The sequence below is a fragment of the Streptomyces sp. NPDC006463 genome (assembly GCF_042870715.1).
Taxonomy (GTDB): domain Bacteria; phylum Actinomycetota; class Actinomycetes; order Streptomycetales; family Streptomycetaceae; genus Streptomyces.
Genome location: NZ_JBIAHP010000034.1, coordinates 30,539 through 52,685 on the forward strand (window position 1 = coordinate 30,539; position 22,147 = coordinate 52,685).

Here is a 22,147-nt window from a genome sequence, read left to right on the forward strand (position 1 = left end):
GACGGAAGGTGCGGGCATGACCCCATGGCCAATTCCAAGCGGGCCCGGTGCGACGGCCTGGGCACCGGAGCAGGTTTCGGCCGACCCGTACAACGCCCAGACGCCGGCGGCCGCCCTCGCCGAGCCGGTCACGCCCGTGGGTGCCTTCTTCGTACGCGATCACTTCGGCATCCCGCGAACACCCCCCGGCCGGTGGCGGCTGCGTGTCGGCGGGGCCGTGGCCGCCCCGTTGGACATCGGCTACGACGAGCTGGACGCTCTGGATCGCCGGGAGCTCGACGTGGTGTTGGAGTGCGCCGGAAACGGCCGCAGCCTGATGACACCCCGTCCACCGGGCCTGCCCTGGGGCCTGCGGGCAGTCGGCTGCGCACATTTCGCGGGAGTGCCGTTCCGCGCCCTCGCCGCCCGGGCCGGGATCGAGCCGGGAGCAGTGGAGATCGTCTTCGCCGGAGCCGACTCCGGCACGGTGCACGGGCTCCCGACGGCCTTCGAACGCAGCCTGCCGCTGGAGGCGGCCCTGCACCCCGACACCCTCCTCGCCACCCACATGAACGGCGAGCCGCTCGCCCCCGAGCACGGGGCGCCGGTCCGCCTGGTGGTTCCTGGCCGGTACGCGGTAGCCGACGTGAAATGGCTGGTCGAGGCACGGGCCGTGACAGAGCCGTTCACCGGTGTCTTCCAGGCCGAGCAGTACGTCTACGCCGCCTCGCGCGGCACCCCCGAGGGCCCCGTGACGACCGTGCGGATCAAGTCGCACATCACCGAACCCGAGCCCGACGCCGCCGTCCGCCGAGGTCACGAGGCCGTCGTACGCGGCCACGCCTGGTCGGGCGGCGGGGTGCCCGTGCGGCGGGTGGAAGTTCGGGCCGAGAACGAGGAAGCCGAAGGAGACGGCGAAGGCGAAGGCGAAGACGGCGGCCGGAAGTGGCATGACGCCGTGCTCGAGCCGCCGGCCGGGCCGTACGGCTGGACCGGCTGGTCGTACCGGTGGACGCCGCAGCGGCCCGGCCCGTACCGGCTGCTGTCCCGCGCTACCGACGCGCATGGCGACACCCAGCCGCCGCAGGCACCGTGGAACGCCCATGGCTACGGCTGCAACCCTGTGGCATCCGTGGAGGTGGTCGTCGTATGAACGAGATCGAGATCATGACCACGGCTTCGCTCGGTGACACCAGCTATCTCCTGGTGAGCGGTGACGAGGCCGCGCTGGTCGACCCGCAGCGGGACAGCTGGGGCCTGATGGAGTCGTGTCCCGCCAGGGGGTTGCGCATCCGCTACGTCCTGGAGACGCACGTGCACAACGACTACGTCTCCGGCGCTCTGGAGGTCCGCGCGGCGACCGGAGCCACGGTGGCCGGCCCGGCCCGCGCCCCGTACGCGTTCGACCACCTGCCCCTGGCGGAGGACGACGAGATCACCGTCGGCGATCTGACCGTACGGGCGATGGAGACCCCCGGTCATACCGCCGAACACACCTCGTACCTCGTCTTCGACGACCTGCGGCAGGCGCCGACGGCCGTCTTCACCGGGGGCAGCCTCCTCGTCGGCGGCGTCGGCCGCACCGACCTGTCCGGCGAGGACCGCACGGAGCAGCTCACCCGGGCGCAGTTCCGCACTCTCCGGCGACTGGCGCGGCTGCCCGACGTCACCCGTGTGCTGCCGACTCACGGAGCGGGGAGTTCCTGTGCGGCCGGCCCGGTGTCCGGAGAGCGGACCACCACCATGGGCGCCGAGCGGCGTACCAATCCCACACTGACCACCCAGGACGAGGAGGAGTTCGTCACCGGGCGTCTGGCCGGCCTGCCTCCGTACCCCGCCTACTACCACCACATGGCACCGATCAACCGGTCCGGGCCGGACGTGCTCGGCGGCCCGCCCACACCCCGGCCGCTCACGCCGGCCGTGGTGGAGGGGCTGGCCGGGGGCGGTGCGCAGATCGTCGACGGGCGCGACCGCAGCACCTTCGCCGCGGCCCATCTGCCCGACTCCATCTGCGACGAGCTGGACGACCGCTTCGCCAGCCTGGTCGGCGAGGTCGTGCCGTTCGGCACGCGCCTGGTGCTGGTGCTGCCGGAGCCGGCCGAGGACGCCGCCCACGAGGCGCTGCTGCAATTGCTGCGGATCGGGTACGAGAACGTCCCCGGGTATCTGGCCGGTGGCATCAACAGCTGGGCCGCAGCCGGCCGCCCGCTGCGCGCCTTCCGTACTGCGGACGCGTCCGAGCTGGCCGGGCACACCTCCGGGAAGCGGGTGGTCGACGTACGGCCGGAGCGCCCGGAGGGCGGAATCCCGGGCACGCTCGCCGTACCGCTCGCCGAACTGCCGCGGCGGCTCGCCGAGATACCCCGGGGCCAGGAAATCTGGACGGTGTGCGGGAGCGGCCGCCGGGCGACCATCGCGGCGAGCCTGCTCGACCGGGCGGGCATCCCCGTCACGGCGGTGACGACGGGAGGCGTACAGGACCTGATGGCACACGCATGACAGTGGGAAGAGGAGGAGAGGAGTGGACCATGGGCAGCAACGGCTACGCCCATCCGGAGACACTGGTGGACACCGACTGGCTCGCCGCCCACCTCGACGACCCGACCGTCCGCATCATCGACGTCGACGAAGACACCACCGCATACGAGCAGGGCCACATCCGGGGCTCCGTGGGATGGAACTGGACCAAGGACCTGCACACCGCCGTGGGGCGCGACTATCTGGACCGGGACGCGCTGGGGCAGCTGCTGGCCGAGGGCGGCGTCGAGTACGACAGCACCCTCATCCTGTACGGAGGCAACAACAACTGGTTCGCTGCGTACGCCTACTGGATCCTGCGGCTGCGCGGCTTCAACAAGGTGAAGCTGCTCGACGGCGGCCGCAAGAAGTGGGAGCTGGAAGGCCGCGAGATGACTGCGGAGGTCAAGAAGCGCCCACGCACCGACTTCACCGTGACGGGTCAGGAGAACCCGCAGTTCCGCGCAATGCGCAGTGAAGTGCTGGAAAGCCTGGGGTCTGGCGTCCGCATGGTCGACGTCCGGTCCCCGGAGGAGTACCGCGGCGAGAAGCTGGCACCACCTCACCTGCCGCAGGAGCAGGCCCAGGTGCCCGGCCACATACCGGGCGCGGCCAACATCCCCTGGGCGCAGGCGGCCAACGACGACGGGACATTCAAGTCGGCAGGCGAGCTGAAGGCGCTCTACACGGGGAAGGGCATCACCCCCGACCGCGAAGTGATCGCCTACTGCCGTATCGGTGAGCGCTCTTCGCACACCTGGTTCGCACTCCACGAACTGCTCGGCTACCCGGACGTCAAGAACTACGACGGCTCCTGGACCGAGTACGGCTCCCTGGTGCGCGCCCCCGTCGAGATGGGCTGACGTGAAGGCCCCCGTCCGCAAGGAGCGGCCTGGTCGAGCAGGGCGCGGACATCTGCTGCCGCGCCGGAGGGCGGCGACACGGCACTGAAGTCGGACATGATCATCCCCGGGGGTGATCGGAACCGTCGGACCCGGAGGCGGCGTCATGATCATGCGGATTCTCGGCGAGGGCCAGTACGAGATCGCCGAAGGGCACCTGGTCCTACTCAACGAGCTGGACACCGCTCTGCAGTCGGCTGCCGACGCGGGCGACGAAGCGGCGTTCACGGCCGCGTTGTCGGCCCTGCTGGACGCCGTGCGCACGCCGGGCACACCGCTGCCGGACGGGGCGATCACGCCGTCCGACCTGGTACTTCCCGATGCGGACACCAGCCTCGCCCAAGTGTGCGAACTGCTGTCCGGCGAGGACCTGATCCCGGGGTGATGGCGATGCGCAGCCGTTTCGAGCCCGACCGGCAGCTGACCGCCCGGATGGCAGTCACGATGTTCCTGCTGGGGCTGGTGTACGTGACTTTCATCGCCGCGCTGATCGTGCTGCTCAAGTCCACCGTCCTGGTCGTCGTCATCGCCGCCGCACTGCTCGGCGCGCAGTACTGGTACTCGGACCGGATCGCCCTGTACGCCATGCGCGGGCAGATCGTCACGTCCGAGGAGCAGCCTGAGCTGCACGGGATCATCGACCGGTTGTGCGCGACGGCCGACATGCCCAAGCCGCTGGTCGCGGTCTCGCGCATGGACCTGCCCAACGCGTTCGCGACCGGACGCAACGCCGACCACGCCGTGGTGTGCGTCACCACCGGGCTCCAGCGCCGCCTGAGCGTGGAAGAACTCGAAGGCGTCCTCGCGCACGAACTCTCCCACGTCGCGCACCGGGACGTCGCGGTGATCACCATCGCCTCGTTCCTGGGCGTGATCGCGGGACTCGTCGTCCGCTTCGCGTTCTACTCCCAGCTGTTCGGCGGACGCGGACGCGACCAGAACACCGCCGTCGTCTTCATGGCCGTGATGGCGGTCTCCGCCCTCGTCTACGCGCTCAGCTTCCTGCTGATCCGGGCGCTGTCCCGCTACCGCGAACTGGCCGCCGACCGCGCCGGAGCCATGCTCACGGGCAAGCCGTCCGCCCTCGCCTCTGCCCTGACCAAGGTCACCGGGGACATCGCCCGCATCCCGACGGAGGACCTGCGTACCGCGCAGGCGTTCAACGCGTTCTTCTTCACCCCCGCCCTCGGCCCCGGCACGGCGGTGGCCAACCTGTTCTCCACCCACCCCAGCCTCGAACGTCGGCTCGCGGCCCTCGCGCAGCTTGCCGCCGAGCTGGGCGGACCGGGCGGCGGGGCACCGTGAGAGGGAGTTGAGGCCCCGTGGGTTTCTGGGACACGCTGCTCGGGCGGTCCAAGCCGGTCAGACCCGACCTGGACCAGCTCTTCGGCCTGCCCTCGGCGGCCATCACGCTCCAGGCAGCCATTGGCTTCACCCCGACCGGAGCGGGCTCGGTCTGCTTCGCCTCCATCGAGGGCGGCGCCTTCACCCAGGTACAGCAAGAGGTACGGGCCCTGCTGGACGCGGACTCCGAGCGCGGCGGCGCACCGGTGGAGTTCAGCCGTGACAGTTACGGCTACTCGTGGCTGCTCTCCCACCGTGCCCCCGACGACCTGCCCGCGCTGGTGGGGGACCTGCACGCGGTCAACACCGCATTGCAGGACAGCGGCTTCGGCCCGCAGCTCCTGTGTTCCCTCGTCTCCTTCCGCGACGCCGAGCTGCGCTCCCTCGCCCTGGTCTACCTGTACAAGCGCGGCACCTTCTACCCCTTCGCTCCGCTGCCCGGTCACAAGCGCGACAACCCCCTGGAACTCCAGGCCAAGGCGGTGATCAAGGACGATCTGCGCATCGAGCCGGAGTTGAACCGATGGTTCCCCCTCTGGGGAGCCCCCGGCCTGTGAGAAGGCCGACGCTCAGAGCACGGTCACCCGGGCGAGGGCCCAGGAGGTGTGGTCGAACGCCGTGCTGGCGTTGGCGTCCTCGACGACCAGGTGCAGCAGCTTCACCCCTCGTACGTCGAGATCCACCGGTACGGGACCGCCCGCGCCGGTCAGCTTGCCGCTGGTGAACAGCACCTTCCCGTCGCCCCGCACCGAGGCCTTCGTCGCGCCGGTGGCGGCCTGGTTGGTCGAGAAGTCGTCGATGCCGACGAGCGCGGTGAAGCGGTCCGCCGCGCCGCCGAGGTGGTAGACGATCTCGGAGGGGGCATGCACGCCGAGGCCCTTCGCGTACGTCACGCCGCCGAACGAGATCGGCGTGCCGTCCCCGGCCGCCTGTCTCCCGTTGGCCCGGTCGCGTTCCACCGGACCCCAGCCGTTGGTGGCCGACACCCATTCGAGATCACTCAGATAGGAGTCGGCGACCGGCGCCGGCGGCACCGTGGAGACCCGTTCCGTGGCGGAGTAGCGCAGGGGCCCGGTCGGTGACTCCGCGTTGCCGTCGACGGTCAGCGGCCACTGCGTTCCGGCGGTGGCCTTCGCGGGCGGGGTGACCCGCCAGGCCGTGGTCAGCGTGGCGCCTGCGGTCAGCTGGTCCTGGCCGGTCGCGGTGGTGGCCTGGACCTGCCAGCCCGCCGGGGCGTGCAGCGTGAGGAGTGCGCGGGTCCAGGGCTTGCCCGACCCGTTGCCCAGGGTCGCGGTGACCGTGAAGGCCTCACCGGGAACGGCCGGCCCCTGGATCTGCGCGCGGACTCCGAAGGGCTTGCGGAGGTAGGTGTCCACCCACGAGGAACGCATGAGGGCGACCAGGCCGGTCACCACGGACGGGTTGACGTCGGCGACGTTGCGTTGCTCACCGAGGTCGGAGGCGAGGTCGTACAGCTCGACCTGCCACTGTGCATCGGGCAGTGCGTGGTCCCTGACGGGCGCGAACCGCACCGCCTTCCAGTTGCCCTTGCGTACCGCCTCGGCGAGCCAGGTGGCGCGGCCGTCGTCCTCGGCGTTGGCCCGTCCGGTGACGCCGCGTTCGTCCCGGTACCAGTACAGGTGATTGTGGCGTGCGGCGTCCGGGCTTCCGGCGAGCAGCGGGGCGGCCGACAGCCCGTCGATGTCCGTGGGTGCGGGTGCCCCGCCGAGTTCCGCCAGGGTGGGCAGCACATCGGTGAGCGAGGTCGGGCGGTCGCTGGTCCCCGCGCCGATCCGGCCCGGGGACCAGGCGATCAGCGGGACGCGGATGCCGCCCTCGTAGAGGTTGCGCTTGTAGCCGCGCAGCGGGCCGTTCGCGTCGAACAGGTCGGGGTTGACCCCGCCTTCCTCGTGCGGGCCGTTGTCGCTGGTGACGAGGAGGACGGTGTTGTCGGCGATGCCGAGCGCGCGCAGCCGGTCGGTGACCTTCCCGACGAGCGTGTCGAAGTAGGTGATCTGGGCGGCGTGGCCCTTGTTCTGCTGGGTCCAGGTACGGGAGGCGTACGCGCCGACGTCGGGGATGTCGCTCGGTGCGTGTGGCACGGTCGGCGTGAGGAAGAGCAGGAAGGGCTCGGCGACGTGGTCGCCGATGAAGTCCAGCGCGCGCTGCTCGATGAGCTGGGGGGCGTAGGCCCCCTTCGCGCCGCCCGCGTTGGCGGCGATCGTCTCCTTCGCGCCGTTGTGCCACAGGTACTGCGGGTAGTACTCGTGCGCGTGCCCGTGGTCGATGTATCCGTAGAACTCCTCGAATCCGCGGGAGTTGGGGTGGCTGGGCTGGTCGCCCTCCTCCGGCCCGAAGCCCCATTTCCCGATGACCGCGGTCCGGTAGCCGCGGGCGCGCAGCACTTCGGCGAAGGTGGTGTCACCGGCCTTCAGCGCGCCCTGGGCGCTGCTGGGGTTGGCCCGGACGGTGGAGTGGCCGGTGTGCAGGCCGGTCAGCAGCGAGCAGCGGGACGGCGCGCAGACCGCGGCCGTCGAGTAGGCGTCGGTGAACCTCAGGCCCTCGGCGGCGAGCTGGTCGATCCGCGGTGTGGTGATCAGCTTCTGGCCGTACGCGCCGAGGTCGCCGTAGCCGAGGTCGTCGGCGAGGATCACGACGAGGTTGGGAGTCGCCGTGCCGGCGGTCGTTGCGGCCTGAGCCTCCGCCTGAGCCTCCGGTGCGGCGGGGAGGGAGGCGAGGCCGAGGGCGGCCGCGGACCCGGCGAGGAAGTGGCGGCGGGTGGGCATCGGGGGCTCCTTGGCTCTCGCGGACGGAATTCGATCATGCGGAGAGCGCCGGTCTGATGGCTATGCACAGGGCATTAAGAGCGTGTGACAGCTCGGCCGGCGCCTGGGCGGCGCTGCCACTCCTCGGCCAGCAGACGGTAGGAGCGGACCCGGTCCGCATGGTTGTGCGTGATGGTGGTGATCAGCAACTCGTCCGCCCCCGTGGCTCCTTGGAGCCGCTCCAGGTGATCGGCGACGGTCCGTGCCGAGCCGACGAACTGGGTGTCCACCCGATCGGCGACGAGTTCCCGGTCCGCCTCCGTCCAGGGCAGGGCGCGCGCCTCGGCGGGCGTGGGGAAGGGGATGGCGCCCTCGGCGGTACGGATGCTGCGCACCCAGGATGCGTATCCGGTGGCCAGTTCGCGGGCGGTCGCGTCGTCCTCGGCGACGACGACATCGGCGGACACCGTCACGTACGGCCGGTCCAGCTCGGCGGACGGCTTGAAGGCGGCCCGGTAGCCCTCGGCCGCCTCCAGCACCGAAGCGGGGCTGACGTGGTAATTGGCTGCGAACCGCAGCCCGTTGCGGCCCGCGGTCTCCGCGCTGACTCCACCGCTGCTGCCCAGGATCCATACCTGTACGTCGGCCCCCTCCCCCGGGACGGCGTGCGCCTCCACACCCTCCGGTGAGCGGTAGTCGCCGCGCAGTAGCGCGAGGACGTCGTCGACCTGCTCGGCGTAGTCCTGCGGCTGGGCACCGGGCAGGTTCAGGAGCCTCTGCTGGAGGGCGACCCGCGGATGGCCCAGCAGATGGGCGAAGGAGAACCGGGCCGGGATGCGCAGCCCGTTCGGGGTGTACCCCTCGAACGGAGGGTCCTGCGAGGTTCGCTGTTGCGGACGGCCGGCCGACCGGCCCAGGCCCAGGTCCAGGCGCCCGGGGTGCAGCGCGTCGATCAGGCCGAACTCCTCGACCGTGGACAGCGCGGTGCGGTGTCCGAGCTGGACGGCGCCGGAGCCGAGCCGGATGGTCGAGGTCGCGGAGGCGGTGAGCGCGAGGACGACCGCCGGAGAGGTGCCGGCGACCCCCGGATTGAGGTGGTGCTCGGCGAACCAGTAACGGGCGTAGCCGAACGCCTCCGTCTGCCGGGCGAGGTCGATGCTGTGGTGCAGGGCCTCGGCGGCGGTGGAGCCGGAGGAGACGGGGACGAGGTCTAGGACCCCGAGGGGGATGCCGATGCCGGACATGCAGGGCTCCTTACAGGTCGGGGAAGGCGGGGTCGGGGATCTCGCGGCGCAACACCGGGGCGATCTGTGACTGGAAGAGTTCGAGGGAGGCGCGGTGCTCCGCAGGGGCGAGCCCGCCCGGCTCCGCCTGGAGGTGCAGGGCCGTGTGACCGAACGCCTCGTGGTAGCGGTGGACCTTTTCGATCACCTGCTGGGGGCTGCCGATCAGCGCCGAGCTCCGCTCGACGAAGTCCTCCAGTGTCGGGAAGACGGGATCCAGCCCCTGCTGCTTGTGGGAGGCGAGGTACCGGGCGAACGCGGGCCGGTACGCCGCCACCGCCTGCTGCGAGGTGGGGGCCGCGTGGTAGCCGGCCGTGCCCGCGCCGACGACCGCGTGCGCCGGATCGTGTCCGTAGTGCTCCCAGCGCTCGCGGTAGTGGCGGATCAGTTCGGCGTACGGGCCGATCGGGTGGGTGACGTTCGCCGAGAAGAGCGGGTCTCCGTAGTGCGCCGCGAGATCGACTGACTCCCGGCTGGTCGCACTGCCGTGCCAGACCCGCAGGGCCGGCTGGAAGGGCCTCGGCAGCACCTCGGCGCCGGTCAGCGCGGGGCGGAAGCGCGGCTCGGCGCTCACCTTGTCCTCGCGCCAGATCCGCCGGAACAGCTCGTAGCCCTCGGCGTTGCGCTCCCACTGGTCTTCCGGGGTCACGTGGAACAGCTCGCGCTGGGCCGTGCCGTTGCCCTTGCCGATCATCAGCTCCAGGCGGCCGTCGCAGAGGTGGTCGAGCGTCGCGTAGTCCTCGTACGCCCGCACCGGGTCCAGCAGGCTCAGCGTGGTCACGGCGGTGAACAGCCGGATCCTGCGGGTGAGCGCGGCGATGTGGCTGAGCACCACGGGCGGCGAGGACGACAGGAACGGCCGCTCGTGGCGCTCGCCGACCCCGAAGCCGTCGAAACCGAGCTCATCCGCGAAAAGCGCGGCGGCAACTACCTCGCGGAACCGCTCACGGGTGGGTGTGAGGGCGCCCGTCACCGGATCCGCGGAGTCCGTGATCAGGGTGATGGCCAGGAACTTCACGAGGTCGCGGCCTGCCGGGCAACCGCTTCGGCGCCGGGCACGGCGAGCCCGAGGTGCTCGCGCAGGGTGGCGCCCTCGTACTCGGTGCGGAAGACGCCGCGCTCCTGGAGCAGCGGGACGACGGTGTCCGCGAATGCGTCCAGGCCGCCCGGCGTGATGTGGGGGACGAGGATGAACCCGTCGGCCGCGTCCGCCTGCACCAGGTCGTTGATCTGCTCGGCGACCGTGGCGGCGGAGCCGACGAAGGTCTGGCGGGACGTGGTGGCGATGACGAGTTCGCGGATCGACAGCTTCTTGGCCCCGGCGAGCTCGCGCCACTGCCGGGCGGTTTCGAGCGGGTCGTGGAACTGGCGGACACTCGCCCGGCCGAGGGCGATCGTGTTCTCACCAACCTCGGGGTCGACGGCAGGCAGCGGGCCGTCCGGGTCATAGGCGGACAGGTCGCGGTTCCAGACGTGCTCCAGGTACTTGATCGCGGTCTGCCCGCTGACCTGGAGGCGGCGGACCTCGTGCGCGGCCTCGTGCGCCTCGGCGTCGGTGTCGCCGAGTACGAAGGTGGCCGCGGGCAGGATCTTCAACTGGTCCGGGGAGCGCCCGTACCGGGGAAGGCGGCCCTTGACGTCGGCGTAGAACTCCCGGCCCTCGTCGAGCGTCCCGTAGCGGCCGAAGATCGCGTCGGCGGAGGAGGCTGCGAACTCGCGGCCCTCGTCGGAGTCGCCCGCCTGGAAGACCACCGGCCGGCCTTGCGGGCTGCGCGGCACGTTGAAGTGGCCTTCGATGTCGAAATGCCGCCCGTGGTGGGCGAAGGCCCCGGCCCGCGCGTCCCGCAGGAAGGCGCCCGACGCGGGGTCGGCGACGACCTCGGAGCCGTCCCAGGAGTCGAACAGCTCGGTCGCGGTGGCCAGGAACTCCTTCGCGCGGGAGTAGCGCTCCTCGCGCGGCAGGAACCCGCCGCGCCGGAAGTTCTCGCCGGTGAAGGCGTCCCAGGAGGTGACGACGTTCCACGCGGCCCGGCCCCCGGAAAGGTGGTCGAGCGAGGCGAACTGGCGGGCCACCTCGTAGGGCTCGTTGAAGGTGGAGTTGATCGTCCCGGTCAGGCCGAGGCGCTCGGTGACGGCCGCCAGGGCGGCGAGCACCGTGAAGGTGTCGGGCCGTCCGACCACGTCCAAGTCATAGATCTCTCCGCCTTGTTCGCGCAGCCGCAGCCCCTCGGCGAGGAAGAGGAAGTCGAACTTGGCGCGTTCGGCGGTCTGCGCGAAGTGGACGAACGAGGCGAAGTCGATGTGGCTGCCGGCCGCCGGGTCGCTCCACACGGTGGTGTTGTTGACGCCGGGAAAGTGGGCCGCGAGATGGATCTGCTTGAGCTGCTTGCTGCTCATGACGGGTCCTTCCGGGTCCGGGATCAGGCGGCGGGGTGGGCGGCATAACGGCCGACCGGGCGCTCCAGGCCCAGCAGTCCGCGGAGGGTGTCCGCCTCGTACGCGCGGCGGAAGACCCCGCGCCGCTGGAGCTCCGGCACCAGCCCCCGGGTGATCGCGGGCAGGTCGTGGGCGAGTACGCCCGGGCGCAGCCGGAAACCCGACAGGCCGGCCGTCCGCCAGTCCTGGAGCAGGTCCGCCAGCTGCGCGGACGTGCCGGTGAAGATCGTCGTGTCACTGGTGTACGCGGCGCCCGCGAGCGCGTCGAGGCGGCTGCGGCGGGCCTCGGCCGCCGGGGCGTCCTCGTCCAGGAACACGGTGATGTCCGCGAAGAGGTGCAACGGCTGCGCCGAGAGCCCGGCGGATCCCCGGGCCTGCCGGATCTCCGTGACCGCCGCGCGGGCCCCGTCGGCGTCGCGCACGGCGACGTATCCGACATCGGTGGACCGGGCGATGAGACCGTACGCGGCAGTGCCGTCACCGAAGGCGCCGGCAACGCCCGCCGCGGTGACAACGGGCTGCCCCTGCGGCGGGCGCGGGGTGATCGACGGCCCCCGGACGCTGAAGTGGCGGCCCTCGAAGTCGATGTAGTGCAGCCTGTCGCGGTCGACGAACCGGCCGGTTGCCACGTCCCGGATCTCGGCGTCGTCGTCCCAGCTGTCCCACAGCCGCCGGATCACCTCGATGTGGTCGGCAGCCTCCTCGTAGGACTCCGCATCGGGGAGCGGGACCGCCCGGCGTCCGAAGTGCTGTTCCTCGTAGGCCAGTTGTGACACCTGGATGCGCAGGCCCGCACGTCCGCGGCTGACGTGGTCCAGGGTGGCGATCGCCTTGGATATGTGGAAGGGCTCGGTGTGGGTGGCGGTCACGGTCGGAACCAGTCCGATGTGCCGGGTCAGCGGTGCGACGCGGGCTGCGGTGAGTACCGCGTCCAGCCGCCCTCGGACCTGGTCCGTACGCTCGTCGGGCCCGTCCGCCAAGGACGACTGGAGGGCGAGGGCATCCTCGAAGGTGACGAAGTCGAGCAGTCCGGCTTCGGCCTCGGCTACGGCATCGGCCCAGTAGCGGGCCGTGAAGAGCTCGCCGGGCCGGGCACCCGGCTCGCGCCAGGCGGCAGGGTGCCAGCCCGCGCCGTCGAGCGCGACGGCGAGGTGCAGCGGTTCGGAGAATGCTGATGTCGATGCGGATTCCGGCGGGAATACGGACACGTCGAATTACGCCTTCCTGATCGGCCGCGCGAAAAGGAGCCCGACGCGCGTCGCGGATTTGAGGGTGTATGAGGGGGTGGAGAAAAGGCCCCATCACCCATATCCCTTGGAAACGCTACGCCCGATAGCGGTGCCATACAATGACCGGAACATTAAGAGAAGTTGGCAGCGGTGTTGCCGGGCGCGCGGACCGCCACGAAGGACGGGCGGCGGCGCAAGGTGAAGCCGATCGACTCGTACAGTCGGATCGCCGTCGTGTTGCTCGCGACGGTGTGGAGGAACGGGACGTCGCCACGCTCCCGGATGCCCGCGGCAACGGCACGGACCAGCCGCGTCGCCAGCCCCCCGCCCCGGTGGTCGGGATGAGTGCGCACCGCCCTGATCTCGGTCCAGCCGGGCGGCCGCAGCCGCTCTCCGGCCATCGCTATCAGCCGGCCCCGGTGCCGGATGCCGAGGTACGTGCCCAGCTCGACGGTGCGGGGCAGGAACGGCCCCGGCTTCGTGAGCCCGATCAGACCGAGGATCTCCGGTACGTCACAGGGGCCGAGCCGAACCGCCTCCGGGGCGGGTTCTGCGCGCAGCGAGGTGTCGACCAGCTGGACGCCGGGGACCGAGCCGACGGTCTCCCAGCCGTCGGGCGGGGTCAGCACGCCTGCGAGCGCGGCGATCCCGCCGTCGCCGACCAGCCTGCGCAGGTAGGCCCAGGAGTCCGGGTCGGCCGCGTCCGCGAGGGCGGCGAACCGCGAGACGTCCGACGGACAGCGGGCGGCACGGATCGCACGGGAGGAGGAGAGGCGGGCCCGAGGGCACCCCGATGCTCAGGGTGGGGTAGAGGGCGCTCAGGTTGTAGAGGAAGAGCAGGACCACGATCAGCGGCACCGAGCGCAGCAGCCGGATGTACGTCCAGCTCACCGACCGCAGTACGGGGTTCGTGGAGAGCCTGCCGAGGGCGAGCAGGATGCCACCCGCGGGGCCCAGGACCGAGCTGTACGCGGCCACCTGGAGGGTGATGAACAGGCCCTCCAGGATGACCGGCCGGACGGACCAGTACCCGAACCGGTCCCATTGGTACAAGGGATCGGTCAGCAGCCCGTGGGCGGCCTGGGAGACCAGCACCAGCACGAGGGCGGTGGCGACCCACCGACCGGGCCGGCGGAGCGGGAGGACCCGCTCGGCCGGCGCCGGCGGTCCCGGGGGCGCGATGAGGACGAGAGATTCAGTCAAGGGCACTCCAGCAGCATTCGATAAATCGAAGAATCGAAAAGCAGCCGTCATGCCGGACAGAAGAGGCCGCTGATGGCGTTATCTGCGGCGTGAGTCAGACAGCCTGGAGAAGGGCTGCCAACGGTCTTGATATCGGTATTGGCGGAAGCGTGCGGCAATTTCATCCGCCGTACACACAACGCCTTCCGGTGAAATGAACCGGACTGTGGTTCACAGCCAGGGGAACTGGTCGGCGGAGTAGCGGTAGGCGCGGAAGACGGAGTTCTGGGCGCCGGCCGAGGACTCCAGGCCCACGCCCTCGCCGAAGGACCGGAACTGCGGGACCACGAACTCCCACACCACGTCACCGGCGGGCGTCACCTCGAAGAGCCGGCCGAAGGAGCCCTCCGCGATGAAGGTGTTCCCGTTCGGCAGGCGCTGCGCGCTGGACATGTACGGGCTGTAGAAGTTCTGCGGCGGGTTGTCCTCGTACGACCACACCACCTTGCCCGTCCGCGGGTCGAGCTCCAGCACCCGCGAGTACGGAACGGACGTGGTGTCGCGGTAGGTACCGTTGTCGAAGACCAGGATGTTGCCGCCCGCCAGCTCGTGCGGGTGGTGCTGCTGCGCCAGGACGTCGGGGCCGATGTGCCACAGCACGGACCCGTCGGCGCGGTCGACGGCCACGGTGGAGGACGCGCTGCGGAAGCCCAGGACGATCGAGCCGTCGGCGCGTTCGTTGACGGTGTTGGCCATGGGCCAGTGCTCACGGGCGAAGTGCGTGTCCAGCGGGAACTCCTCGGGGTCGAGGTGCTCGATGGCGGCCCAGCGCCACACCTCTTCCCCGTCCCAGGTCAGCTCGTACACCACGTCCCCGTAGATCACCCCGCCCGCGGCTTCGGAGCCGGGGATGCCGCCCCGGATGCGGGCCGCGTCGGCCGGGTCCAGGGGTTCGACGACGGTGACGATGAGGTTGCCGTTGCGCAGGATCGAGGCGTCGTGGTGGTGGAAGGGGTGGCGGACCTCACGCAGGACCGTGGAGTCGGGGGCCAGTTCCTGGAAGATGCCGCCGTGGTAGACGTCCCAGATGGGGAAGAGGGTGGGGCTGCTGGTGTCCTTGGCCGCGTAGAAGAGGTTGCCGCCCGGGAGGAGCTGCGCCTGGCGGCCGGGCGGGTGCGGGGAGTTCCAGGTGTGGACGGGCCGGCCCTCGATGTCGACGAGGTGGATCTCGCCGGCGCTGGTGATGGGCGTGTAGAGGGTGTAGCCGCCGTAGCTGCGGGCGGGGTCATGGGCGATCAGGCCGACGCCGCGGCGGCGCAGGGTGTTCTGGTCGACGGTCATGGGGATCTCCTGTCTCGGGGGCGGGTTCAGCGGACGGTGACGGCGGCCGGGTCGACGGCCGTCAAGGGCGTGGGGTGCAGATGCTTCAGCAGCGCGGCGCGGTCGGCGGAGCCCGGCAGGCTCTGGGCGGCCTTCGCCCAGGCGGCTTCGTGCTCCAACTGGGCCAGCAGCTCGGGTGAGAGGGTCGCGCCGTAGCCGTAGCGGGGCTGGAAGGCGTCCACGTAGCCGGCCTGGAGCGCGCCCCTGGACTGGGCGATTACGGCCCTTCGCGCGGCGGCCGGGTCGGCGGCGATCTCGCCCTGGGCCTTCAGCAGCGCCCGGAGCACGGCTGTGGTGGCCTCCTCGGTCGCCGCCGGACCCGCGACGAGCAGGGTCCGGGCCGTGTAGCCGGTGAAGGGGAGCTCGGCGTAGCGGTCACCGAGGGTGGTGCGGGCGGCGTCGTAGAAGCTGGGGAAGGTGACCCCGGCGTCGATGTCGCCTCGGGCCAGAGCCGAAGTGACTTGGTTCGGGGCGAGGTTGACCACGGTCACGTCAGCGGCCGTCAGCTGCGCGGAGGCGAGCATCCGTGACAGGGCGTACTCGACGTTCGTACCCTGCGGGACTCCGACCTTGCGGCCCTTCAGCGCGGCGAACCCGGTGATCTGCCGGTCGGTCCGGGTCAGCAGGCGCCAGTCGGAGAACCGGGACAGGTCGGCGACGATCCGCAGCTCGCGCCCACTCAGCGCGGCCGTCACCGCGGGCAGATCACCCACGACGCCGAGCTGCGCCTGACCGCCGAGCACCGCGTTCAGGGCGTCCCGCCCGCTGGGCTGGGCGGTCACGGTGGCGTCGATGCCCTCGGCGGACCACATCCCGTGCTCCTGGGCGACGTAGACGGGCGCGCCGCCGAGGTGGTCGCTCCCGGCGAGGGAGACTGCGGGGCGGCCGCCGGCCGCGGGGCCTGAGCCGCCGGCGCAGGCCGAGGTGAGCGCGCAGAGCACGGCCGCCGTCAACAGTGCGGCCACTGCACGGGGTCTGAGCATGGGGAAGTCCTTTCCGGGGACGGAGGTGGGAGCAGGGGAGAGAGCCGAGGGAACTTCAGTCGGAGCCGAGATGACGGGCGATCAGTGAGCGCAGGTCCGGGTCGGGCGGCCCGGCGGGCACGGTGTGGTCGGCCAGCACCCGCCCAGGGGTCCCGCCGAGGACGACGACCCGTTCGGCGAGGGACAGTGCCTCGTCGATGTCGTGCGTGACGAACAGGACGGTGGTTCCGCGGCGCTGCCACAACTCACGCAGCAGGGTCTGCATCCGGGTCCGGGTCAGTGCGTCCAGCGCTCCGAACGGCTCGTCCATCAGCAGCACTTCGGGCTCGGCGGCCAGGGCGCGGGCCAGTGCCACGCGCTGCTGCATGCCGCCGGACAGCTGCGCCGGGTACTTCTCGGCGCCGTCCGCCAGCCCTACCTCGGCCACTGCCGCGAGGGCGCGCCGGCGGCGCTCCGGACGCGGCAGGCCGAGCCGCTTGAGGGCGAATTCGACGTTGCCGCGGGCGGTGCGCCAGGGGAACAGCGCGTAGTGCTGGAAGACCACGCCCCGCTCCGGGCCCGGCCCGCGCACGGGGGCGGAACCCGCCGTCACCCGCCCTTCGGTGGGCCGCACGAACCCGGCCACCAGGTTCAGAACCGTGGACTTGCCGCACCCGCTGGGCCCCAGCAGCGCCGTGAACGAGCCCGCCGGGAGCTCCAGATCGGTGCGCTCCAGCACCGGGGCGGCCCCGTAGTGGACCGACAGCCCCTCCAGTCGTACTCCCAGGCTCATGAGGCGCTCCAGTGCACGAACCGGCGGCCGACCGCGGCCAGTACGAGGTCGACGGCCACGCCGAGCAGCCCGAGCACGAACAGCCCGGCGAACATCCGGTCCACGCGCAGGAACTGGCCGTCCACCTGGAGCCGGTACGCCAACCCGCTGTCCGCGCCGCCCAGTTCCGCCGCCACCAGGGCGAGCAGCGCCACCGAGGCCCCGTACCGCAACGCGGCGAGCAGTGCGGGCGCGGCGGCGGGCAGCAGCACCTCGGTGAACCGCCGGTGCAGCGGCGCGCCCAGTGACCGGGCCGCCCGCAGATGGGACGCCGGCACCCGGGAGACCCCGTCGTGTACGTACAGCCAGACGGCGAGCAGCACAGCGTACGCGATGAGCAGGCGCTTGGCGGTCTCCCCGATGCCGAACCAGGCGGTCGCGAGCGGCACCAGCGCGATGGCCGGGATCGGGCGCAGGAAGGAGACGAGCGGGGTGACGGCGGCGGACAGCCTCGGCAGATAGCCGGTGGCGAAGCCCAGCGCGCTGCCCACGAGGGCACCGAGCGCGAAACCCTGCCCGGCGCGGGCCAGGCTGGCGCCGAGATCAGCGGCCAGGATGCCGCTGCGGGCGTTGTCCGCGAGCGCGGCCGCGGTCTCGCCGGGGGTGGGCAGCAGCCCCGGGGCCACCGCACCGGACCAGGCGAGCAGGTACCACAGCGCGAGCAGGGCACCTGCCGCGCCCAGGGCCGGGCCGAGCCGGCTGAGGCTCCGGCCGGGCGGTGAGGGGGTGGCGTGCACGGGGCGGCTCCTCGTTCGGTTCCTCGTCGTAGATAAGCGAGGTCAATAATTGACCACGCTTATGACGGGAGTGTTGCGGCAGTACGAAACCTCGCCGGGACCCCCGGTGCTTGATCGGTGATGAGGTACGTTCACCTGCGTGTCTCGACCTGAACCCACGCCCGAGGCGATCGAGGTCGGACGGGTGATCCGGAGCTGCCGCAAACAGCGCGGCGTCTCCATGGCCGTCCTCGCCACCCGCTCGGGCCTCTCCCAGCCGTTCCTCAGCCAGCTCGAACGCGGCCTCGCCACGCCCAGCCTCAGCTCGATCTACCGGATCGCGGAGGCGCTGGACGTCACCCCGGGAACCTTCCTACGACCGCCCGCCCGACCGGGTGCGGTCAGCCACGAGAGCGACCCGCAGGTGATCCGCGTCAGCGAGGCGGCCGGGCAGATCGCCCAGGTCCTCATCCCCGGCGGGCGCAGCGCGCTGATGGAGGCCTACGAGCACCACTTCGAGCCCGGCCAGGGCGAGCGCGGCTGGTTCGAGCACCCCGGCGAGGACTTCCTCTACGTACTGGAGGGCGAGATCGCCCTCGAAGTCGAGGGCGAGGAACCGCTGACCCTGCGCGCCGGACAGAGCGCCCACCACCGGGGCGAAGTCCCGCACCGCTGCCGCCTGACGGGCCCCGCCGCCGCCCGAACCCTGCTGGTCATCGCGAACGCCTGAGAAACCGGCGGCGGCGACAGAGGTTCCGCCTGACCGGCGGGGGGCTACTGGTGGTCGGGCGCGTACTTGTAGCCGACGCGGCGCACGGTGGAGATACGGCCCCGGTAAGCGGGGCCGAGCTTGCGGCGCAGCCGGGCTATGTGGACATCGACCGTACGGCCGTCACCGATGTGCCCGTAGCCCCAGATGCCCGAGATGAGGGCACCACGCGTGTGGACCGTGTACGGATGGGACACGAGGTGGGCCAGGAGGTCGAACTCCAGGTAGGTGAGCTCCAGTTCGCGTCCGTCGACCTCGACCAGCCGACGTGCCCGGTCGACCCGGATGGCGTCGTCGAGCTCGACGGAGTCGGGGTGCGGGGCCGGTTCCGGCTCGGGAGCCGGAAGCGTCCCGGGCTCGAGGGAACGGATCTCGGGACGCACGCCGTGCGCCTTCATCAGCGCCACCGGGTCGACGTCAGCCGGCAGGAACACGAGGTATCCGACACGGCCGCCATAGGTCCCATCGGCGGAGACAGCGGGCGGACGGCCGCCGACCAGCTGGAGGCGCGGGGCCGGGGAACGGTGGACGGCGGGTACGGGAATTGCGGTGGTCACGATGAGCCCCTTCGGCTGCGCGGATCGAGGTACGAATGCCGGTGTTCGGGCACGACGGGGCGCGGGGTCTCCGTGACGGAGTCGACCGGGAGGGCCTGCGCGTCGCACGCCGGGCGGACCCGTACGGCTCAAAGGGCCGGGGGCACGAAAGGCGCGGAGCACAGAGAGAAGCGGCAGTCGGAACACCGGGCGCGCGTCGAGGAAATGCCCTGTCGAAAAAGCCCTAAACGGGTCGGCAGATGGCGCCGGCGACGAGACGGAAGTCAACGTGCCTGCGGCGTACGAGCAACGGCTGCGACGGGGACATGGCCACATCGTGAAGTGCGCGGCGGGCACGCGTCAAGACTTCCCTACTGATTACATAGGGAATGTGCGGCGAAGGAGCCTGGCCACCCCTGCCGCCGCAGCGGATCTCCGCCTAGGCGAAGGCTCACCGGCAGGTATCGCATCGGGCGAACTCCATGGGCTCACACACTCCCTGACGGAGGATCCGGCGACGACCCAGCCCCGCGAGCCGGCCGCTGACCTGCATCGTCCTTCATCCCGAGATCGAAGTGTCCACCATTCGGTCACGCCTTGCCGCGAAGGCCGCTCCAGGGCGAGTATCCCTATCAATCCGATGGGAAAGGTGGGGATCCGGCAACCGGCCGACGCCACCCAACAACGTTCCGGAGTAGCCGACATGACCACCGCCATCCCCCATGGCACCGCTGTCCGCCCAGCCCCCGCGCCACACAGCGGCACCGGGGCCTGCCAGTGACGCCCATGCGGACGACACCCAGCCCCGCCGGCTTCCGGTCCGCCGACGAGCGGCGCCGCGCGCTCCTGCGTACCGCCCGTGACGTGGCGGAGGACCTCGCCGCGGACGCCATCGTCCGCGATCAGGCGGGCAGGCCGCCGACCGACGAGGCGGCCCGGCTGCGCGAGGCCGGCCTGCCGGCGGCCCTCACCCCGCCCGGGCCCGGCCGCGGGGCGGACTGGCGTACCGGATGCGCCGTCATACGGGAGATCGCCGCAGCGGACAGCTCCGTCGGCGACGTACTCGCCCGCCACTACGTACACACTTGGAGCGGACGCTTCTACGCGAGTCACGAGCATGCGACCGCCCTCGAAGAGGAGTCGGTGCGCGAGCGGTGGCTATGGACCGGGGCGGTCCGCACTCCCGCACCCAACGGCGACACAGAGGGACCGGACCTCACACTGAGGCCGCGCGTCACCGGCTACCTGCTGAACGGGCGCCGGTCCGTGGACACGGCGGTGGCCGCGGCCGACCAGATCGTGGTGGACGCCGTCTGCGCCTCGACCGGTGACGTCCTGGTCGTACGGATCCCACCCGGCGCACAGGGCGTGACCGTCGAAGCCGCCCACGACCGCCTCGGGCAGCGGGTCGCCGGGGCGGGCGAGGTCGTCCTGGACCGGGTCACCGTCACGCCCGGGCAGGTGCTGGGCCGCCGGCCGCACGACGAGGAGTCGACCGCGCCCTTCACCGCGCTCGCGGAGCCGGCGCTCCGGCTCGCCCTGTGTCACGTCGGCCTCGGCATCGCCGGGGGCGCTCTCACCGAAGCACGCGACCTCAGCAGGGGCGGCCGCGCACACCGCCTGCCCGGCGAGGACCCGGACCTCTTCCTGACGTACGGGGAACTCGCCTCTGCCGCTCAGACGGCCACCGCCGTGGTCGACCGGGCGACGGAGGTGATGGCGCAGGCCCTCGCCGCGGGTGCGCAGCTCGATGCCGAGGTACCCGCGGGCGTCGCCGCCCTGGTCGCCACCGCCGAGGCCGTGACGTCGAAGGCCATCCTGCACATCACCGCCCGGGTGCTGGAACTCGCCGACGCCCCCGGCCTGGACCGGTTCTGGCGCAACGCCCGGGTCCTGACAGCCCACCGCCCGGTCGCGCACCGCCTGCGCTCCATCGGCGAGCACTATCTCAACGGCTCCCACCGTGCGGTGGCGGCAGCCTTCCATTGACCCGCAGGGCGCCGCTCAGGACTCGGCTCCGGACCTGATCCCCGCGGCTGCCGGGCATGGCCACCCGCCCGGCAGCCTGCGGCCACCCTCGACCGACGCCGGCCGAGTCCATGCCGGATAATGTCCCTATGCGGATCTCAGCCAGGGCGGACTATGCGGTACGTGCCGCGCTGCAGCTTGCCGCGTCACAGGATGACGGGCCAGTGAAGGCCGAAGCCATCGCCGACGCCCAGGACATCCCGCACAAGTTCCTCGAGGGCATCCTGAACGACATGCGCCGAGGCGGTCTCGTGCTCAGCCAGCGCGGTGGCAACGGTGGCTACCGGCTGGCCAAGCCCGCCCAGTCCATCAGCATCGCGGATGTCATCCGCATCGTGGACGGACCGCTCGTCTCGGTGCGCGGGGTCCGCCCACCGGACCTGTCCTACACTGGCCCCGCCGAGTCGCTGCTCCCCCTGTGGATCGCACTGCGGGCCAACGTGCGCGAGATCCTCGACGGCGTGTCACTCGCCGATGTCGCATCGTCCGACCTGCCCACTGACGTATCGGCGCTGGCCGATACCCCCGGGGCCTGGTCCAATCCCTGACCCCCGCCCCACCAGCACTTTCTCACATCGCGAGATCTAGGCGTCCACCATGCGGTCACCCTCTTGGGCCGGGTGCCCGCCTCTGCCAGGATGCCTACCAACCAGGTGGGAAAACTAGGAATCAGGGAGGTGGCCGTGCGAAGACTGCACCACGCAAGCCGGATGCTGCCTCTGACCTCCCGCCGGCACATCGACCTGGTCCGTACGTCCAGCGCCATCTGTCAGCCCTGTTGACACCCTTCGCCGGGCAGGGCTACGCGTAGTACGCCACTGGGCGCTGCCCCGGTCCGCTCACCGGCGGCCGTGCGGGCCCCTCGGCCGACCTCACCGACCGCACGCCTTCGAGCGCGGTCGTCCGACACTTCTCCGTTCCTCAGCCTGCGACCGCGATCCCGCCGCCGACGGCCGGGAGCGGGTGCCGTGTGTGCCGATGGCTTCGCGTCGCCCATCTCCGCACTTCCCTGAACACCACCCCGTGAAAGGACACCCCCGTGTCTGCCGCAAGACCGCTCACCACCCTGCGCGCCATCGCCGTCACAGCGGCGCTTCCCCTGCTGCTCACCGCCTGCGGCTACGGTTCCGAGGCGAAGAAGGACGACGACAAGGCCAAGGTCGCGGCCACCGGCGGCGAGAAGCTGTCGGCCTCCGAGGTCCGCATCGGGTACTTCCCGAACTTGACGCACGCCACCGCGCTGGTCGGCCTCCAGGAAGGCCTGATCCAGAAGGAACTGGGCGG

Annotated in this window: 20 protein-coding genes and 3 pseudogenes; 11 read left to right on the forward strand and 12 right to left on the reverse strand. The window is 71.4% G+C overall.

Annotation, left to right across the window (positions count from 1 at the left end; genetic code table 11):
- Nucleotides 1-16 precede the first annotated feature (16 nt).
- The 6 genes from ACFYOB_RS37545 to ACFYOB_RS37570 all read left to right on the forward strand — a co-directional run bounded on the left by ACFYOB_RS37545 (nt 17) and on the right by ACFYOB_RS37570 (nt 5,302).
- Entirely contained in the window at nt 17-1,132 is a 1,116-nt protein-coding gene (locus tag ACFYOB_RS37545; protein WP_388568471.1) for a sulfite oxidase, read from the forward strand.
- A complete protein-coding gene (locus ACFYOB_RS37550) occupies nt 1,129-2,481 on the forward strand; it encodes a rhodanese-like domain-containing protein (RefSeq protein WP_388568474.1) in 1,353 nt (450 codons plus the stop codon). The genes ACFYOB_RS37545 and ACFYOB_RS37550 overlap by 4 nt, the downstream gene beginning before the upstream one ends.
- Nucleotides 2,482-2,510: 29 nt before the next feature.
- Nucleotides 2,511-3,362 carry a sulfurtransferase gene (locus tag ACFYOB_RS37555; RefSeq protein WP_388568476.1) on the forward strand — a complete coding sequence of 284 codons (852 nt, stop codon included), beginning with the start codon at nt 2,511-2,513 and terminating at the stop codon, nt 3,360-3,362.
- Between the two features lie 145 nt (nt 3,363-3,507).
- Nucleotides 3,508-3,786 carry a hypothetical protein gene (locus tag ACFYOB_RS37560; RefSeq protein WP_388568478.1) on the forward strand — a complete coding sequence of 93 codons (279 nt, stop codon included), beginning with the start codon at nt 3,508-3,510 and terminating at the stop codon, nt 3,784-3,786.
- A 5-nt stretch (nt 3,787-3,791) separates the two neighbouring features.
- Nucleotides 3,792-4,706 carry a zinc metalloprotease HtpX gene (gene htpX / locus ACFYOB_RS37565; RefSeq protein WP_388568480.1) on the forward strand — a complete coding sequence of 305 codons (915 nt, stop codon included), beginning with the start codon at nt 3,792-3,794 and terminating at the stop codon, nt 4,704-4,706.
- Between the two features lie 17 nt (nt 4,707-4,723).
- On the forward strand, nt 4,724-5,302 hold the full coding sequence (locus ACFYOB_RS37570; RefSeq protein ID WP_388568482.1) for a hypothetical protein: 579 nt from the start codon (nt 4,724-4,726) through the stop codon (nt 5,300-5,302).
- A 12-nt stretch (nt 5,303-5,314) separates the two neighbouring features.
- Here ACFYOB_RS37570 and ACFYOB_RS37575 read toward each other — a convergent pair whose 3' ends face one another.
- The 11 genes and pseudogenes from ACFYOB_RS37575 to ACFYOB_RS37625 all read right to left on the reverse strand — a co-directional run bounded on the left by ACFYOB_RS37575 (nt 5,315) and on the right by ACFYOB_RS37625 (nt 17,551).
- On the reverse strand, nt 5,315-7,531 hold the full coding sequence (locus ACFYOB_RS37575; RefSeq protein WP_388568484.1) for a sulfatase-like hydrolase/transferase: 2,217 nt from the start codon (nt 7,529-7,531) through the stop codon (nt 5,315-5,317).
- 74 nt (nt 7,532-7,605) lie between these two features.
- Nucleotides 7,606-8,754 (reverse strand): LLM class flavin-dependent oxidoreductase, encoded by a 1,149-nt coding sequence (locus tag ACFYOB_RS37580; protein WP_388568486.1) that lies wholly within the window; start codon nt 8,752-8,754, stop codon nt 7,606-7,608.
- A gap of 10 nt (nt 8,755-8,764) precedes the next feature.
- Complete coding sequence (locus ACFYOB_RS37585; RefSeq protein ID WP_388568488.1) at nt 8,765-9,811, reverse strand: LLM class flavin-dependent oxidoreductase; 1,047 nt, start codon at nt 9,809-9,811, stop codon at nt 8,765-8,767.
- On the reverse strand, nt 9,808-11,190 hold the full coding sequence (locus ACFYOB_RS37590; RefSeq protein ID WP_388568490.1) for an NtaA/DmoA family FMN-dependent monooxygenase: 1,383 nt from the start codon (nt 11,188-11,190) through the stop codon (nt 9,808-9,810). The genes ACFYOB_RS37585 and ACFYOB_RS37590 overlap by 4 nt, the downstream gene beginning before the upstream one ends.
- A 23-nt stretch (nt 11,191-11,213) precedes the next feature.
- Nucleotides 11,214-12,437: an LLM class flavin-dependent oxidoreductase gene (locus ACFYOB_RS37595; protein ID WP_388568493.1), complete on the reverse strand. Its 1,224-nt coding sequence runs from the start codon at nt 12,435-12,437 to the stop codon at nt 11,214-11,216.
- A gap of 152 nt (nt 12,438-12,589) precedes the next feature.
- Nucleotides 12,590-13,243, reverse strand: a pseudogene (locus tag ACFYOB_RS37600) (GNAT family N-acetyltransferase); the annotation flags it as partial.
- A pseudogene (locus ACFYOB_RS37605) lies at nt 13,233-13,712 on the reverse strand (ABC transporter permease subunit); the annotation flags it as partial. The pseudogenes ACFYOB_RS37605 and ACFYOB_RS37600, both read right to left, overlap by 11 nt.
- 159 nt (nt 13,713-13,871) lie before the next feature.
- Nucleotides 13,872-14,981, reverse strand: coding sequence for an aryl-sulfate sulfotransferase (locus ACFYOB_RS37610; RefSeq protein ID WP_388568495.1), 1,110 nt, complete (start codon nt 14,979-14,981; stop codon nt 13,872-13,874).
- Nucleotides 14,982-15,007: 26 nt separating this feature from the next.
- Nucleotides 15,008-16,003, reverse strand: coding sequence for an ABC transporter substrate-binding protein (locus ACFYOB_RS37615; protein ID WP_388568498.1), 996 nt, complete (start codon nt 16,001-16,003; stop codon nt 15,008-15,010).
- A gap of 55 nt (nt 16,004-16,058) precedes the next feature.
- Nucleotides 16,059-16,775 (reverse strand): ABC transporter ATP-binding protein, encoded by a 717-nt coding sequence (locus tag ACFYOB_RS37620; protein ID WP_388568501.1) that lies wholly within the window; start codon nt 16,773-16,775, stop codon nt 16,059-16,061.
- Nucleotides 16,772-17,551 (reverse strand): ABC transporter permease, encoded by a 780-nt coding sequence (locus ACFYOB_RS37625; RefSeq protein ID WP_388568503.1) that lies wholly within the window; start codon nt 17,549-17,551, stop codon nt 16,772-16,774. The genes ACFYOB_RS37620 and ACFYOB_RS37625 overlap by 4 nt, the downstream gene beginning before the upstream one ends.
- 139 nt (nt 17,552-17,690) lie before the next feature.
- Between ACFYOB_RS37625 and ACFYOB_RS37630 the strand changes: the two genes are divergently transcribed.
- The gene (locus ACFYOB_RS37630; protein WP_388568506.1) at nt 17,691-18,260 is read left to right on the forward strand and encodes a helix-turn-helix domain-containing protein; all 570 of its coding nucleotides are present in this window, start codon (nt 17,691-17,693) and stop codon (nt 18,258-18,260) included.
- Between the two features lie 44 nt (nt 18,261-18,304).
- Here ACFYOB_RS37630 and ACFYOB_RS37635 read toward each other — a convergent pair whose 3' ends face one another.
- Nucleotides 18,305-18,856: a winged helix-turn-helix domain-containing protein gene (locus ACFYOB_RS37635; RefSeq protein WP_388568509.1), complete on the reverse strand. Its 552-nt coding sequence runs from the start codon at nt 18,854-18,856 to the stop codon at nt 18,305-18,307.
- A gap of 765 nt (nt 18,857-19,621) precedes the next feature.
- On the opposite strand from ACFYOB_RS37635, the gene ACFYOB_RS37640 reads away from it, so the two are divergent.
- The 4 genes and pseudogenes from ACFYOB_RS37640 to ACFYOB_RS37655 all read left to right on the forward strand — a co-directional run.
- Complete coding sequence (locus ACFYOB_RS37640; protein WP_388568511.1) at nt 19,622-20,824, forward strand: acyl-CoA dehydrogenase; 1,203 nt, start codon at nt 19,622-19,624, stop codon at nt 20,822-20,824.
- Nucleotides 20,825-20,952: 128 nt separating this feature from the next.
- Complete coding sequence (locus ACFYOB_RS37645; RefSeq protein ID WP_388568514.1) at nt 20,953-21,411, forward strand: RrF2 family transcriptional regulator; 459 nt, start codon at nt 20,953-20,955, stop codon at nt 21,409-21,411.
- 162 nt (nt 21,412-21,573) lie between these two features.
- Nucleotides 21,574-21,645, forward strand: coding sequence for a putative leader peptide (locus tag ACFYOB_RS37650; protein ID WP_353962829.1), 72 nt, complete (start codon nt 21,574-21,576; stop codon nt 21,643-21,645).
- 257 nt (nt 21,646-21,902) lie between these two features.
- A pseudogene (locus ACFYOB_RS37655) lies at nt 21,903-22,147 on the forward strand (sulfate ABC transporter substrate-binding protein); the annotation flags it as partial.